Consider the following 15,601-nt stretch of genomic DNA (forward strand, 5'->3'; position numbering starts at 1 on the left):
CTTGCCGCACGCCCCTCTTTCCGCTATGCGCTGCCTAAATTTCAGGCACACATCATGCGCATCAAACCGATCGACATCGGTCCGGTCCGGATCGACACGCCCGTATTGCTGGCGCCCATGACGGGCGTCACCGACCTGCCGTTTCGCCGCGTCGTGCGTGGCTATGGCTCGGGCCTCAACGTCACCGAGATGGTGGCGAGCCAGGCGGCGATCCGCGAGACGCGCCAGAGCCTGCAGAAATTTGCGTGGGATCCGATCGAGGACCCGGTGTCGATGCAGCTCGTCGGCTGTACGCCCTACGAGATGGGCGAGGCGGCCAGGCTCAGCGAAGACCGCGGCGCGGCGATCGTCGACATCAACATGGGCTGCCCGGTGCGCAAGGTGACGAACGGCGATGCCGGGTCGGCGCTGATGCGCGACCTGCCGCTCGCGACCGAGCTGATCAAGGCAGTGGTCGGCGCGGTGAAAGTGCCGGTGACGCTGAAGATGCGGATGGGCTGGGACCACGCCAGCCTGAACGCGCCCGAACTGTCGCGGATCGCGCAAGACCTGGGCGTGAAACTGATCACCGTCCACGGCCGGACCCGTAACCAGATGTACAAGGGCTCGGCGGACTGGGCGTTTGTCCGCACTGTGAAAGAGGCGGTCAGCCTGCCCGTCATCGTCAACGGCGATATCTGCTCGCCCGAGGACGCGCATATGGCGCTCGACCAGTCGGGTGCCGACGGGGTGATGATCGGCCGAGGTGCGTACGGCAAGCCGTGGCTGTTGCGGCAGGTCATGGATTCGCTCGAAGGGCGCGATCCGCAGCCCGACCCGTCGCTCGACGAACAATATCGCCTGATCGTCGCGCATTACGACGACATGCTGTCGCTCTACGGCGAGCACACCGGCGTCGCGATGGCGCGCAAGCACCTCGGCTGGTACACCCGCGGGCTCCACGGATCGGCCGAGTTCCGCAATATCGTCAACAAGGTGCCGGACGGCGCGACGGTGAAGGCGATGCTGGCAGAGTTCTACGCCCCCTGGACGAACCGCGCCGCCGCGTGACTCCGCCCGACCTGCCCGGCTTCGACGAACTCTTCGCCGCGATGCCGGTGGCGATGCTCCTGGTCGATCCGGCGGGGCGCATCGCGCTTGCCAATGCGGCGGGAGAGACGCTGCTCAACATCTCAGAACGCGCGATGAAGGGGCAGGAGGTCGATGCCTTCGTCCGCTTCGACACGGGCTTTGCCGATCGTCGCAAGGGGCGCACCTTTGCCGCCTATGATGTCGAGATCGGCCTGGGCCGGATCGGGCGGGTCCGCGCCGACCTGATCGAGTGTGACGTGCCGGAACGCCCCGGCTGGACCATCGTCACGCTGCGCACGACGCCCGGTGGCCGTGCGCCCGACCGGCACGCCGGCGCGCGCGCGGCGATCGGCGCGGCGTCGATGCTGGCGCACGAGATCAAGAACCCGCTGTCGGGCATCCGCGGCGCCGCGCAACTGCTGGGCGATGGCGGCGGATCGCAGGCGCTGACATCGCTCATCACCACCGAAGTCGACCGCATCACCGCGCTGATCGACGGGATGCAGAATTTCACCGACACGCGACCGCTGCGGCTGGAGGCGCACAACGTCTATCCGCTGCTGGACCACATCCGCGAAGTCGCGCGTGCCGGGTTCGCTCGCGACGTGACGATCGACGAACGGTTCGACCCGTCGTTGCCGCCGGCTCTCGTCGATCCGGGGGCGCTGACGCAGGTGCTGCTCAACCTGGTCAAGAACGCGGCCGAGGCACTGGAGGGCGTGGCCGATCGCCGCATGCTGCTCGCCACCGCCTATCGCCACGGCATGGCGGCCAGCGCCGCGCCGGGCCTGCCGCGCGTGCCGCTGCCGATCGAGATCAGCGTGATCGATACCGGGCCTGGCGCGCCCGCCGACATCGCCGAACATCTGTTCGAGCCGTTCGTGTCGGGCAAGGCGGAGGGGCAGGGACTGGGGCTGCCGCTGGTCGCCAAGCTGGTCCGCGACATGGGCGGGATCGTCACCTATGCGCGCGAAGGCGATCCGCGGCGGACGGTATTCCGCCTGCTGCTGCAAAGGGCAAGGGCATGACGGCTGTCGGACGCATTCTGGTCGTCGACGACGATTCCGCGATCCGCACGGTCGTGGCCGAGGCCCTGCGGCGCAAGGGGCATGACGTGACCACCGTGGCGACGCTGGGCGATGCGCGCGAGGCGCTGCGCAAGGCGCTGCCCGACGTGCTGGTCACCGACGTCGTACTGCCCGACGGCGACGGCATCGACATGGTGCCGCAGATATTGGCCGATCATCCCGCGCTGCCGATCATTGTCCTGTCGGCACGCAACACGCTGTCGACCGCGGTCCGCGCAACCGAGGCGGGGGCATTCGACTATCTGCCAAAGCCCTTCGATCTGGACGTGCTGGCGCAGGCGGTGGCGGGGGGGCTGGCGCGTGCGCGACGTGAGGGCGGCGCGGTCGTACAGGTCGATGACGACACGCTGCCGCTGATCGGCCGGTCGCCCGCGATGCAGGGTGTGTACCGCGTCATCGCGCGCGTCGTGTCGAACGACCTGACCGTCCTCGTCTCGGGCGAATCCGGGACGGGCAAGGAACTGGTGGCGCGCGCGATCCATGACCTGGGCGCGCGCCGGGCGGCACCGTTCGTCGCGCTCAACATGGCGGCGATCCCGCGCGAGCTGATCGAGGCCGAGCTGTTCGGGCACGAACGCGGCGCCTTCACCGGCGCGGCGGCCCGCGTCGCCGGCAAGTTCGAGCAGGCGGCGGGCGGGACGCTGTTCCTGGACGAGATCGGCGACATGCCGATGGACGCGCAGACCCGGTTGCTGCGCGTGCTCCAGTCGGGGGAGTTCACGACGGTCGGCGGATCGCGCACCATCCGCGCCGACGTGCGGATCGTCGCCGCGACCAACAAGGACCTGGCCGCGCAGGTCGCGTCGGGCAGCTTCCGCGAAGACCTGTTCTACCGATTGAACGTCGTGCCCGTGATGCTGCCGGCGTTGCGCGAGCGTCGACAGGACATCGCGCTGCTCGCGCGCCATTTCCTCGACCGTGCGGCCGAGGATGGGCTGCCGCGCAAGCGGATCGACGACGCAGCCGTCGCGCTGCTCGAAGCGCATGGCTGGCCGGGCAATGTCCGCGAGCTGGAAAACCTGATGCGCCGCCTGGCCGCGCTCAGCCGCGACGAATGGATCGGCAGTGCCGATATCCTCGACATGCTCGATGGTCGCAGCGGCGATGCGGCGGGCGCGAGGACCGCGGACCTGAAGGCGGCGGTCCTGGCGCGGCTGAGTGCGATCGAGAGCGAGCGGGCCGGCGCGCTGGACGACGGCACGCTGTATGACCGCATCATCGCCGAAGTCGAACGCCCGCTCATCATCGCCATGCTCGACCGGCACGGCGGCAACCAGTTGCGCGCGGCGCGGGCGATGGGGATCAACCGCAACACGCTGCGCAAGCGGCTGGACGAACTGGCGATCGACGTGCCCGAGACGCGCCGCGCGATCCGCGCGAGGGAGGACGGCTGACACGCTCGATGCAAAATATGTGTTTTCTCGGCAACACCGAGCGTGTAGTCGCGCAACGATGATGGTTGCGGCGGTCCCGATCGACGAACCCGAAGCGCCCGTCCGGCGCTTCGCCGTCACACCCGCCATCGAATTCGCCGTCATCGCCGTCATGATCGCAGTGGCCGTCGCCAGCTGGCGGATCATCGCGGCGACCGGCGCCTCCAAATCGCTGTTCAGCCCGACGATGGCGGCCGCGATGCTGACCGCCAACCTGATTCCGGCGGTCATGCTGATCGTGCTGATCGGCCGCCGTATCGCCATCCGCCGCGCCTCGCGCGCGCAGATCGCGGGCAAGGGCCGCCTGCACGTTCGGCTGGTCGCTGTCTTCTCGCTGATGGCCAGCATCCCGATCGTACTGACCGTCGTTGCGGCATCGGTGATGTTCCAGTCGGGCGTCCAGCTCTGGGGCTCGGAGCGCGCGGTGGGCGCCTTCAACAGCACGCTGGCGCTGGCGAAACAGGGGCAGGATGTCGTCGTCGAACGCTGGACCGACGAGGCGCTGCAGATGTCGCAGGATATCCGCCGGTTCTACCCGACGATCCCAGGCAATTCGTCGGCGTTCCAGCAGTTCATTCTGCAACAGACTTTGTATCGCAACCTGTTCCATTCGCTGCTGTTCCGCGTCACCGACGGTAACCAGATCGAGCAGATCTACGGCTATGAAGTGCCGCCGGCCGCGGTCTTCGCCCAACAGGTCAACGGACAGGCGCTGAACGTCCTGCGCGACAAGGACCGCTTCATCGATTTCGACAGCCGGCTGGTATGGGTGGTCACGCCGGTCGACCGGTCGCGCAACATCTTCCTGTACGTCGCGACGCCGAACAACGTCGACTTCCTGAACAAGCAGAGCAAGGACGCCGTCGATCTGCTGTCCGACTACACCCTGCTCCAGTCGCGCGCGCGGCTGTTACAGTTGCAATTCAACGCCGCGCTGTTCGGGGTCGCATTGCTGATCGTCGCGCTGGCGACGTGGATCGCGCTGGCCGTCGCCGACCGTCTCGTGCGGCCGATCGACGAACTGGTCAACGCCGCGGAAAAGGTGGCCGGCGGCGATCTGTCGACGCGCGTGCCGACCGGGCCGATCGCGGATGAGGTCGGCGCCTTGGGCGATGCGTTCAACCGCATGACCGGGCGCCTGCAAGCCCAGACGAGCGCGCTGGTCGAGGCGAATGCCGAATCCGAAAGCCGCCGCGCGCTGATCGAGGCGGTGATGTCGGGCGTGACCGCGGGCGTCGTCGCGGTGGGGGACGAACGCACGATCCGCCTGGTCAACAGTTCCGCCCTCGCGCTCATCGCGCCCGGTGCGGCCGTCGTCGGCAAGCCGCTCGCGACGATCTCGCCCGAACTTGACGCGTTGCTGACCGGCGGCGCGCGCGAAGGCGTGGTGCAGGTCAACGCCAGCGGTGAAGCGCGTACCCTGGCAGTCAAGATCACGCGCGACGACGACGGTAACGTCCTGACCTTCGACGACATCACCCAGCAGCTGATCGACCAGCGCCGCGCGGCCTGGTCCGACGTGGCGCGCCGCATCGCGCACGAGATCAAGAACCCGCTGACCCCGATCCAGCTCGCAGCCGAACGTCTCCAGCGGCGCTACGGCAAGCTCGCGCCAGAAGGCGACACGACCTTCGGCCGGCTCACCGACACGATCGTCCGGCAGGTCGGCGACCTGCGGCGGATGGTCGATGAATTCTCGTCGTTCGCGCGAATGCCCAAGCCCGTGTTCCGCGAGGAATCGCTGGTCGACCTCGCCCGCCAGGCGGTTTTCCTACACGAGGTCGCGCATCCCGCGATCCGCTTCGCGCTGATCTACCAGGACCCGGCACCCGTCCTCGTCTGCGACCGCCGCCAGATCGGCCAGGCGCTGACCAACCTGGTCAAGAACGCGGTCGAGGCGATCGAGGCGCGGACGGGCGACGACGGGGCCGTCGGCGAGATCACGCTGGCACTAACCGGCGGGCGCAGCGTCGGCGTACAGATCGCCGACAACGGCATCGGCCTGCCGGTCGAACGTGACCGCATCGTCGAGCCGTATATGACCACCCGTGCCCGCGGCACCGGTCTCGGCCTCGCCATCGTCAAGAAGATCGTCGAGGAGCATTTCGGCACGATGCACTTCACCGATCGCCCTGGCGGCGGGACCGTGGTGACGCTGGCATTCGATGCCGCGACCCTCTCGACCCTGGCCGACCCGCACGCGCCCGACGACGCCTCCGACCCCAGCCCCGCCATGTTGACCCGAAATCGGAATTCCCAATGAGCATCGACATCCTCGTGGTCGACGACGAATACGACATCCGCGAACTGGTCGCGGGCGTGCTGGAGGACGAGGGGTATGACACCCGCCTGGCCGCCGACAGCGACGCCGCGCTGGAGGCGATCGCGACGCGCCGGCCGAGCCTGGTGCTGCTCGACGTCTGGCTGCAGGGATCGCGCCTCGACGGGCTGGACCTGCTCGACGAGATCAAGCGGCGCGACCCGTCGATCCCCGTGCTGGTGATTTCCGGGCACGGCAACATCGATACGGCGGTCGCCGCCATCCGCCGCGGCGCGTCGGACTTCATCGAAAAGCCGTTCGAGGCCGAACGCCTGCTGCTGCTGGTCGAACGCGCGACCGAAACCGAACGCCTCCGTCGCGAAATCGCGTCGCTGCGGGCGTCGGCCGGGCGCGAGGACGACCTGACCGGCAGTTCGGCATCGATCAACGGCGTCCGCGCGACGTTGAAGCGGGTCGCCTCGACCGGCAGCCGCGTGCTGATTTCGGGGAGTGCCGGCGTCGGCAAAGAAGTCGCCGCGCGACTGCTCCACGGTTGGTCGGGCCGCGCCAATGCGCCGTTCGTCATCGTCAGCGCTGCGCGGATGACGCCGGAGCGCGTCGAGGAGGAATTGTTCGGGGTGGAGGAGGGCGGCGACCTCGTCCGGCCCGGCCTGCTCGAACAGGCGCACGGGGGGACGTTGTTCCTGGACGAGATCGCCGATATGCCGATCGCGACCCAGGCGCGCATCCTGCGCGTGCTGACCGACCAGAGCTTCACCCGTGTCGGCGGCACCCGCGTGGTCAAGGTCGACGTGCGAGTCGTCTCCGCGACCGCGCGCGACCTCCAGAATGAAATCGCCGAGGGGCGGTTTCGCGAAGACCTCTACTACCGCCTGAACGTCGTGCCGGTCGTCATTCCGTCGCTGGCCGAGCGGCGCGAGGACATCCCGCCGCTGGTCGATCATTTCGTCGCGCATTACGCCTCCGAACGCCGCGTGCCGACGCCTGAGGTCGCCGCCGACGCGATGGTCGCGCTCCAGAGCTACGAATGGCCGGGCAACGTCCGGCAGCTGCGCAATGTCGTCGAGCGCACGATCATCCTGGCGCCGGGCAATCGCATCGGCCGCATCGACCTCGACCTCCTGCCCCCCGAGGTGCTCGGCCGGTCGGATGGGGAGGGCGGCGGATCGGCGGCGATCATGGGCGCGCCGCTTCGCGAGGCCCGTGAAAGCTTCGAGCGCGAATATCTGCGTATCCAGATCCGCCGCTTTTCCGGCAACATCAGTCGCACGGCGAGCTTCATCGGGATGGAGCGATCCGCGCTTCACCGGAAGCTGAAGCTGCTGGGAATTACCGAAACGCGCGACGATTGAGTCGTGGCGCGCCGGTAGGGACGCGAGGTCGCAACTGGACGCGGAACCCTGCGCTTCCTAGATTGTCCTTGCCGGGTGCCGAGGGGGTATCACGGAAACGACGCCGGTTGAGCGGCGCCCCGCGGGTAAATCCCGCCAAGACCAAGGACCAAGACGATGGCCGACAAGCAGACTTCGCTCCAAGACCTGTTCCTCAACGCGCTTCGCAAGTCGAAGACCCCCGTGACGATGTTCCTGGTCAAGGGCGTGAAGCTTCAGGGCATCGTCACGTGGTTCGACAATTTTTCGGTCCTGCTGCGCCGCGATGGCCAGTCGCAGCTGATCTACAAGCACGCCATTTCGACGATCATGCCGTCGGGTCCGCTCGACGTTGCCGGCATCGTCGAGACGATCGGTGAGGGCACGTCGAAGAACCCGGGCTTGCAGGAAATCTTTCTCAACGCGGTGCGCAAGCAGGAAGAGACCGTTACCATGTTCCTGGTCAACGGCGTGATGCTCCAGGGCGGAATCGCCGCCTTCGACCTGTTCTGCATGTTGCTCCAGCGCGAGGGCATGGCCCAGCTGGTCTACAAGCACGCGGTATCGACGGTCCAGCCGGCCAATCCGTTGAACCTGGCCGACGAACAGGCGTCTGAAGACGCCTGATGTCCACGGGATTCGATCGCGACCAGGAAGATTTCGCCCGTGGCGCCCGCGCCGTCGTCGTTCTGCCCGACCAGGGCAACGCGGCGCGAGATGCGGAGGCGAGGCTGGAGGAAACCGCCGGTCTGGCCCTGGCGATCGGCGTCGAGGTCGCGCACAAGATCGCCTACCGCGTCCGCGCGCCCAAGCCGGCGACGCTGATCGGCAGTGGCCAGGTCGAGCAGCTGGCGGAGATGGTTAAGGCCGACGACCTGTCGCTCGCCGTGTTCGATGCCGGCCTGACCCCGGTGCAGCAGCGCAATCTCGAAACTTCGCTTGGCTGCAAGGTCATCGACCGCACCGGGTTGATCCTCGAGATCTTCGGCGAACGCGCACGGACTGCCGAGGGGCGGTTGCAGGTGGAGCTGGCGCACCTCGATTATCAGGCGGGGCGGCTGGTGCGCAGCTGGACCCATCTCGAGCGGCAGCGCGGCGGCTTCGGCTTCCTGGGCGGCCCTGGTGAGACGCAGATCGAGGCCGATCGCCGCCTGATCCGCGACCGCATGGCGCGGTTGCGGCGGGAGCTGGATCAGGTCAGCCGCACGCGGGGCCTTCACCGCGAACGGCGCCAGCGTGCGCCGTGGCCGGTGATCGCGCTGGTCGGCTACACGAACGCCGGCAAATCGACGCTGTTCAACCGCCTGAGCGGCAGCGCGGTCATGGCGGAGAATCTGCTCTTCGCGACGCTCGATCCGACGCTTCGCCAGATTTCGCTGCCCGGTGTCGACAAGGCGATCCTGTCCGATACGGTGGGCTTCGTGTCCGAACTGCCGACGCAACTGGTCGCGGCGTTCAAGGCGACGCTGGAAGAGGTCGTGTCGGCCGATCTGCTGGTGCACGTCCGCGACGTGGCGCACCCCGACAGTGCCGCGCAGAAGGCGGATGTCGAGGCGGTGCTGGCCGAGATCGGCGTCGAGGAAGCGATTCCGCGGATCGAGGCGTGGAACAAGCTCGACCTGCTGGACGGCGACGCGCGGGACGACCTGCTGGTCGAGGCATCGCGGCGCGACGACGTCGTACCGATCTCCGCCCTGACCGGCGAGGGGGTCGACGACCTGCTCGCCACGGTATCGGCCCTGCTGACCGCGGGGCATCGCCGCTATACGATCACGCTGGATGCCGGCGACGGGGCCGGTGCGGCCTGGCTGCATCAGCACGGCGACGTCGTCAGCCAATCGATCGACGGCGCCCGCGCGTCCTACGACGTGCGTCTGTCGCCGAAGGATCACGACCGGTTCATGGCACGGGCGGAGGCGGACGGCGCGTAGACCGCCGTCCGCCCGGGACGATCATGCGGCCGGCATGTCCGGTTCAAGCAGGCGGTGCAGGTGCACCAGCACATATTTCATTTCGGCGTCGTCGACGGTCTTCTGCGCCGCGCCGCGCCACGCCTTCTCGGCGCTCGCATAGTCGGGAAAGATACCGACGATGTCGATCTGAGACAGATCGGCGAAATCGAGGGTGCGCGGGTCGCTGACGCGGCCACCGAACACCAGATGCATCTTGCTCATGAAAACTCCCGGGGATGTCGCGGCCCAGATAGCCGTCCATCCCCGGGGGTCAAGGCGATCAGGCCGCGTCGGCCGCCTTCTTCTTGATGCCGCGGGCAGCGGTCACCGCGCTGTCGAACACCTTGCGCGCACTTTCCTTGGCCGCATCCCGGCCAAGGACCGCGCTGCTCAGCTGTTCCTTGCCGGTCGCGCGGGCGGCGATGACCGCAGCGGTCGCACCCTCGGCCAGCCGCTGGCCGACAGTGCCAAGCAGCTTCTTCTCGCGATCGCCACGCGGGATCAGCGCACCCGCGATCAGGCCGACCGTCAGGCCGCCGACCAGAACGCCGACGGGATTGGATTCGAGGCCCCGAACGGCTGCCTTCGCGCGATCGAACGCGGCTTCGCGGGCATCGGCCAGCTTGGCGCGCTTGGCAGGCTTGGACTTTGCGGACTTGGTGGTTTCGGCCATGATGATGTCCTTGAAATCGAGTGTTTACGAACTCGTATCGGACGACGCGGTTGCATCGTCCCGTCCCAGCAGCGATGCCGCCCATCCGAGCAACGGCTTGTGCGCGAGGGCCAGCCCGACGGCGCCGGCGACCGCGGCTGCGATAGCGGGGCGATCGCGAACGGCCTGAATACCGGTCTGGGCGGCCAGGCTGGCCTTGTCCGCAGCGCTGCCGACCGCATCGGCAGCGAGCGACTTGGGGTTGAGCCGCTGTCTGGCGACGGCGAGCGACGAATCGAGTCGCGCCCGCGCTGCCAAGGCCTTGGCGCGTGCGGCGACGACAACGGCATCCTCGCTCATGCATCGCCCCCCAGCGCCCGCGACAGGCGCGATGCCGCCGTGGCGCCCAGCAGACCGGCAAGCCCAAGCACCGCGACCGCGACGATCGCTGTCGCCAGAAGCGGCCCGGTGACCGCCGCCAGCGCGAGGATCAACCCGACCAGCAGCGCCGTTAGTGCCGATCCTGCAAGAAATACAGCAGCAAAGCCCAGAATGATCCCGACCTTTGCCGCGCGCAGCCGAGCGGTCGCAATCGCCTTTGCCACATCGACCTGCGCGAGTGCGTAGGCCCGCGCGTCCTCGGCGACCTGGAGGATCGCATCACCTACGCCCGTGCCCACATCCGGCTCGTTCGGCGATTTCGCCATTACCATCCCCCCTGGCAGCGCCGGTCAGGCGTTGCGGTTCGCATCGATGCCCGACTGGACGAGTCGTGCGAGGACGAAGCCTACCGCCGCTGCCGCGCCGATCGCGACGCCGGGCGACTTGCGCACGAAATCCCGCGCGTCGTCCACCAGATCATCGATATCCTTGCCGCGCAGATTTTCGGCGAAGTTGGTGACGGCTCCCGAGGCGGAGCGGGCGTAGCCACCGAACTGCGGGCCGACCTTTTCGTCTATGGTCGCCGCAGCATCCTCGATCGTCTTGGCAAGCTCGTCGAGTGCGCTGGTCGCACGCGCCTTGCCGTCGTCGGCTAGGGCGCGCAGCTTTTCGCCGGCCTGGCCGGTCAGCTTGCCCGCTTCGCCCTTCACCAGGTCCTTCGCGCCGCGCAGCTTCTCCTTCGTGGCGGTACCATGCTCGTCATCGCGGTTGCTGAAGCGTTCTTCCAGACCGGGCTCGGGCGTGAATTCCACGTCCAGGGTGCCGGGGGTTCCAGTGTCTTTGGCCATGATCAGACGCCTTCTTTCGGTTCGCCTCCACAACAAGGCGCGGGCGGGGCGGTTCCATCGGCGTTGCCGTAACGACGGCGAACCGGTAGAGGCGCCCGGCAATTCCCACCCCACATGTAGGAAGGTCGTTACGTGACCGCAATCATCGACATCCACGGCCGCATGATCCTCGACAGCCGCGGCAATCCCACGGTCGAAGTCGACGTTCTGCTGGAAGACGGCAGCTTCGGCCGCGCGGCGGTACCCTCGGGCGCATCGACCGGCGCGCACGAGGCGGTCGAGCTGCGCGACGGCGACAAGAGCCGGTGGCTGGGCAAGGGCGTCGACAAGGCGGTCGAGGCTGTCAACGGCGAGATCGCGGAGGGCGTGCTGGGGCTGGAGGCCGAGGATCAGGCCGATCTCGACACGCGAATGATCGAACTCGACGGGACCGAGAACAAGGGGCGTCTCGGCGCGAACGCGATCCTGGGCGTCAGCTTGGCCGCGGCAAAGGCGGCGGCGGAAGCGCGCGGGCTGCCGCTCTACCGCTACGTCGGCGGCGTCGCAGCTCACCTGCTGCCGGTGCCGATGATGAACATCATCAACGGCGGCGAGCACGCCGACAACCCGATCGATTTCCAGGAATTCATGATCGTGCCGGTCGGCGCGGCGAACATCGTCGAGGCGGTGCGCTGCGGCTCGGAAATCTTCCATACGCTGAAGAAGGGCCTGCACGACAAGGGCCTGGCGACCGGCGTGGGCGACGAGGGCGGCTTTGCGCCCAACCTGTCGTCGACCACCGACGCGCTCGACTTCATCATGGCCGCGATCGAGAAGGCGGGCTACACGCCGGGCGACGACGTCATGCTGGCGCTCGATTGCGCCGCGACCGAATATTTCCGTGACGGCGCATACAAGATGGTGGGCGAGGGCAAGACGCTGAGCCCACACGAGAACGCCGAATTCCTGGCCGACCTGACGCGTCGCTACCCGATCTTCTCGATCGAGGACGGCATGGGCGAAGACGATTTCGAGGGCTGGAAGGCACTGACCGACCTGATCGGCGACAAGGTCCAGCTGGTCGGCGACGACCTGTTCGTGACCAACCCGGCGCGCCTAGCCGACGGGATCGAGCGTGGTCTAGCCAATTCGCTGCTGGTCAAGGTCAACCAGATCGGCACGCTGACCGAGACGCTGGCGGCGGTGAACCTCGCGCAGCGCAGCCGCTACACCGCAGTCATGTCGCATCGCTCGGGCGAGACCGAGGACGCGACGATCGCCGACCTGGCGGTCGCGACGAACTGCGGCCAGATCAAGACCGGCAGCCTCGCGCGGTCGGACCGGTTGGCGAAGTACAACCAGCTGATCCGGATCGAGGAAGAACTGGGTGACGCGGCCCGCTATGCGGGGCGGGATATCCTGAGCCGCCGCTAAATTCCTCCCCGGCACGGGGAGGGGGACCAGTCGCAGGCTGGTGGAGGGGGCTCTCCGCGCGCGATGACCTTGCGGCCTGCCCCCTCCACCACCCGCTCCGCGGGCGGTCCCCTCCCCGCGAGCGGGGAGGATCGGAATATCTTGACCCCATGCCCGCCGATGCGCGATTAGTCTGCCATGCCCGCTGTCCGCACCCGCACCAAGACACCCGCTCTCGCGATCGTCCGGCGTGCCGGCCTGCCGGCCGCGGCGCTGATCCTGATGGGCTTTTTCGGCTATTACGCGGTGCTCGGCCCCAACGGCATCCTGTCGTACCGCGATTATTCCCGGCAGCTCGAGAAGCGCCGCGCGGATTACGAGGTGCTCGACAAGCAGCGCACCGAACTCAAGAATCGCGTCGCCCTGCTCGACCCCAAGCGCGCCAATCCCGACATGGTCGATGAAATGACGCGCAAGAACCTGAACGTCGTGCATCCGGACGAGGTCATCGTCCCGCTCAACTGAGTGCCGGATTGACGTTTCCGTAAGGTATTTTAGCCGTTTGGCACCGGTTGCAGGCGGTGCACTTTCCGGCCATAGGCCCTCTTCCTGACTCCGTTCGGAACGAGGTTTCTTAGCATCGTGGCCAAAGCCCCCGCACGCACCACCGACACCGCCGGCGCGCCGCCGATTTCCAATCGCGAGCGCCCTGCCGACCCCAAGCCCTATGAGGCGACCAAGGACGAGCTGCTCCAGTTCTACAAGGACATGCTGCTGATCCGCCGGTTCGAGGAGAAGGCGGGCCAGCTGTACGGCCTGGGCCTGATCGGCGGCTTCTGCCACCTCTACATCGGCCAGGAAGCGGTCGCGGTCGGGCTGCAGTCGGCGCTGGACGGGGACAAGGATTCGGTCATCACCGGATACCGCGACCACGGTCACATGCTCGCCTACGGCATCGATCCCAAGGTTATCATGGCCGAGCTGACGGGGCGTGCCGCTGGCATCTCCAAGGGCAAGGGCGGGTCGATGCACATGTTCTCGACCGAGCATAAATTCTACGGCGGGCACGGCATCGTCGGCGCGCAGGTATCGCTGGGCGCGGGCCTGGCGTTCAAGCACAAGTACAGCGGCGACGGCGGCGTGACGCTGGCCTATTTCGGCGACGGTGCGGCCAACCAGGGCCAGGTCTACGAAGCCTTCAACATGGCCGAGCTGTGGAAGCTGCCGATCATCTTCGTGATCGAGAACAACCAGTACGCCATGGGCACCAGCGTCAACCGCGCCTCGTCGGAGGACCAGTTGTATCGCCGTGGCGAATCGTTCCGCATCCCGGGCATCCAGATCGACGGCATGGACGTCCTCGCCAGCCGCGGCGCGGCGGAGACGGCGCTGGAGTGGGTCCGCAGCGGCAAGGGGCCGATCATCCTCGAGATGAAGACCTATCGCTATCGTGGCCACTCGATGTCCGATCCGGCGAAGTATCGCAGCCGCGACGAGGTCCAGGCCGTCCGCGACAAGTCTGACCCGATCGACCACGTCAAGAAGCTGCTCGAAGGTCACGGCGTGACCGAGGCTGACCTGAAGGGGATCGAGCAGGAGATCCGCAAGGTCGTCAATGAATCCGCCGATTTCGCCGAGAACGCGCCCGAGCCGGATCCGGCCGAACTGTACACTGAAGTGCTGGTGGAGTCGTACTGATGCCGATTGAGATCAAGATGCCGGCACTGTCGCCCACGATGGAAGAGGGCACGCTGGCCAAGTGGCTGGTCAAGGAAGGCGACACGGTCAAGTCCGGCGACATCATGGCCGAGATCGAAACCGACAAGGCGACGATGGAATTCGAGGCCGTCGACGAAGGCACCATCGGCAAGCTGATGGTCGCCGAGGGCACGGATAACGTAAAGGTCGGAACCGTCATCGCGACGCTGCTGGCCGAGGGTGAGGACGCGTCGGCTGCCGATGCCGCGCCTGCCGCCGCCAAGGACGATACGCCGGCACCGGAGGCCAAGGCCGACGCGAAGAAGGACGACAAGGTCGAGGATTCCGCACACCCGGCGCAGGAAAAGGTCGAGACCGGCGCGCGCCAGTTGTTCGCGGCCGCCGCGCACGAGGCCGAGGTCGAGAACCCCGAAGTGCCCGAGGGTACCGAGATGGTGAAAACGACCGTCCGCGAAGCGCTGCGCGACGCCATGGCCGAGGAAATGCGCGCCGACGAGCGCGTGTTCGTGATGGGCGAGGAAGTCGCGCAGTATCAGGGTGCGTACAAGGTGACGCAAGGGTTGCTCGACGAGTTCGGCGAGAAGCGCGTCATCGACACGCCGATCACCGAATACGGCTTCGCCGGTATCGGCACGGGCGCCGCGATGTCGGGCCTTCGTCCGATCGTCGAGTTCATGACGTTCAACTTCGCGATGCAGGCGATCGACCACATCATTAATTCGGCGGCGAAGACCAACTACATGTCGGGTGGCCAGATGCGCTGCCCGATCGTGTTCCGCGGTCCCAATGGTGCGGCCAGCCGTGTAGGCGCGCAGCACAGCCAGAACTACGGCCCGTGGTACGCCAGCGTCCCGGGCCTGATCGTGATCGCGCCCTATGACGCACAGGACGCCAAGGGCCTGTTGAAGGCCGCGATCCGGATCGAAGATCCGGTCGTCTTCCTCGAAAACGAGTTGATGTACGGCCGCTCGTTCGACGTGCCGAAGCTCGACGATTTCGTCCTGCCGATCGGCAAGGCGCGCGTCATGCGTCCGGGCAAGGACGTGACGTTGGTCAGTTATTCGATCGGTGTCGGCGTCTCGCTCGAGGCCGCCGACAAGCTCGCCGAGGAAGGCATCGATGCGGAGGTCATCGACCTGCGTACGCTGCGCCCGCTCGACAAGACGACGGTGCTCAAGTCGCTCGCCAAGACCAACCGCCTGGTGGTGGTCGAGGAAGGCTGGCCGACATGCTCGATCGCCAGCGAGATCACGGCGATCGTGATGGAGGAAGGCTTCGACGACCTCGACGCACCGGTGCTGCGCGTCACCAACGAGGACGTCCCGCTGCCCTACGCTGCGAACCTGGAGAAGCTGGCGCTCGTCACCGCGGACAAGGTCGTCGCGGCGGTGAAGAAGGTCACCTATCGCTAATA

General features: G+C 67.2%; 16 protein-coding genes. 11 read left to right on the forward strand and 5 right to left on the reverse strand.

Translation table 11 applies throughout. The annotated features are described in order from the left end of the window. Positions 1–54: 54 nt before the first annotated feature. From dusB to hflX, 7 genes are all read left to right on the forward strand, one after another. On the forward strand, positions 55–1,050 hold the full coding sequence (gene dusB, locus ASE86_RS08395; protein WP_056424550.1) for a tRNA dihydrouridine synthase DusB: 996 nt from the start codon (positions 55–57) through the stop codon (positions 1,048–1,050). After that, positions 1,047–2,099 carry a two-component system sensor histidine kinase NtrB gene (locus ASE86_RS08400; protein WP_414881262.1) on the forward strand — a complete coding sequence of 351 codons (1,053 nt, stop codon included), beginning with the start codon at positions 1,047–1,049 and terminating at the stop codon, positions 2,097–2,099. Before dusB ends, ASE86_RS08400 begins: the two co-directional genes overlap by 4 nt. After that, on the forward strand, positions 2,096–3,553 hold the full coding sequence (gene ntrC / locus ASE86_RS08405; protein WP_056424553.1) for a nitrogen regulation protein NR(I): 1,458 nt from the start codon (positions 2,096–2,098) through the stop codon (positions 3,551–3,553). The genes ASE86_RS08400 and ntrC overlap by 4 nt, the downstream gene beginning before the upstream one ends. Before the next feature lie 61 nt (positions 3,554–3,614). Beyond that, entirely contained in the window at positions 3,615–5,855 is a 2,241-nt protein-coding gene (locus ASE86_RS08410; protein ID WP_056426868.1) for a sensor histidine kinase NtrY-like, read from the forward strand. Further along, positions 5,852–7,225 (forward strand): sigma-54-dependent transcriptional regulator, encoded by a 1,374-nt coding sequence (locus ASE86_RS08415; protein WP_056424555.1) that lies wholly within the window; start codon positions 5,852–5,854, stop codon positions 7,223–7,225. The genes ASE86_RS08410 and ASE86_RS08415 overlap by 4 nt, the downstream gene beginning before the upstream one ends. Before the next feature lie 129 nt (positions 7,226–7,354). Beyond that, positions 7,355–7,870, forward strand: coding sequence for an RNA chaperone Hfq (gene hfq, locus ASE86_RS08420; protein ID WP_268795322.1), 516 nt, complete (start codon positions 7,355–7,357; stop codon positions 7,868–7,870). Next, positions 7,870–9,174 carry a GTPase HflX gene (gene hflX / locus ASE86_RS08425; RefSeq protein WP_056424560.1) on the forward strand — a complete coding sequence of 435 codons (1,305 nt, stop codon included), beginning with the start codon at positions 7,870–7,872 and terminating at the stop codon, positions 9,172–9,174. Before hfq ends, hflX begins: the two co-directional genes overlap by 1 nt. A 21-nt stretch (positions 9,175–9,195) precedes the next feature. On the opposite strand, the gene ASE86_RS08430 is transcribed toward hflX, so the two are convergent. From ASE86_RS08430 to ASE86_RS08450, 5 genes are read right to left on the reverse strand one after another with little or no spacing between them, the layout of a single operon-like run. After that, positions 9,196–9,417, reverse strand: coding sequence for a DUF4170 domain-containing protein (locus tag ASE86_RS08430; RefSeq protein ID WP_056424562.1), 222 nt, complete (start codon positions 9,415–9,417; stop codon positions 9,196–9,198). 58 nt (positions 9,418–9,475) lie between these two features. Beyond that, positions 9,476–9,868, reverse strand: a complete 393-nt coding sequence (locus ASE86_RS08435) for a hypothetical protein (RefSeq protein ID WP_056424565.1) — start codon at positions 9,866–9,868, stop codon at positions 9,476–9,478. A gap of 24 nt (positions 9,869–9,892) precedes the next feature. Beyond that, on the reverse strand, positions 9,893–10,207 hold the full coding sequence (locus ASE86_RS08440) for a hypothetical protein (RefSeq protein ID WP_056424567.1): 315 nt from the start codon (positions 10,205–10,207) through the stop codon (positions 9,893–9,895). Further along, complete coding sequence (locus ASE86_RS08445) at positions 10,204–10,554, reverse strand: phage holin family protein (protein WP_056424569.1); 351 nt, start codon at positions 10,552–10,554, stop codon at positions 10,204–10,206. The genes ASE86_RS08440 and ASE86_RS08445 overlap by 4 nt, the downstream gene beginning before the upstream one ends. A gap of 24 nt (positions 10,555–10,578) precedes the next feature. After that, positions 10,579–11,076: a hypothetical protein gene (locus ASE86_RS08450; protein WP_156347075.1), complete on the reverse strand. Its 498-nt coding sequence runs from the start codon at positions 11,074–11,076 to the stop codon at positions 10,579–10,581. A gap of 132 nt (positions 11,077–11,208) precedes the next feature. Here ASE86_RS08450 and eno point away from each other — a divergent pair, with 132 nt between their 5' ends. From eno to ASE86_RS08470, 4 genes are all read left to right on the forward strand, one after another. Beyond that, complete coding sequence (eno, locus tag ASE86_RS08455; RefSeq protein WP_056424575.1) at positions 11,209–12,489, forward strand: phosphopyruvate hydratase; 1,281 nt, start codon at positions 11,209–11,211, stop codon at positions 12,487–12,489. 177 nt (positions 12,490–12,666) lie between these two features. After that, positions 12,667–12,993, forward strand: a complete 327-nt coding sequence (locus ASE86_RS08460; RefSeq protein ID WP_056424578.1) for an FtsB family cell division protein — start codon at positions 12,667–12,669, stop codon at positions 12,991–12,993. A 117-nt stretch (positions 12,994–13,110) separates the two neighbouring features. After that, a complete protein-coding gene (gene pdhA / locus ASE86_RS08465; RefSeq protein ID WP_056424581.1) occupies positions 13,111–14,166 on the forward strand; it encodes a pyruvate dehydrogenase (acetyl-transferring) E1 component subunit alpha in 1,056 nt (351 codons plus the stop codon). Continuing rightward, entirely contained in the window at positions 14,166–15,599 is a 1,434-nt protein-coding gene (locus ASE86_RS08470; protein ID WP_056424583.1) for a pyruvate dehydrogenase complex E1 component subunit beta, read from the forward strand. Before pdhA ends, ASE86_RS08470 begins: the two co-directional genes overlap by 1 nt. Positions 15,600–15,601 lie beyond the last annotated feature (2 nt).

This window comes from Sphingomonas sp. Leaf33, from assembly GCF_001421785.1.
Taxonomy (GTDB): Bacteria; Pseudomonadota; Alphaproteobacteria; order Sphingomonadales; family Sphingomonadaceae; genus Sphingomonas.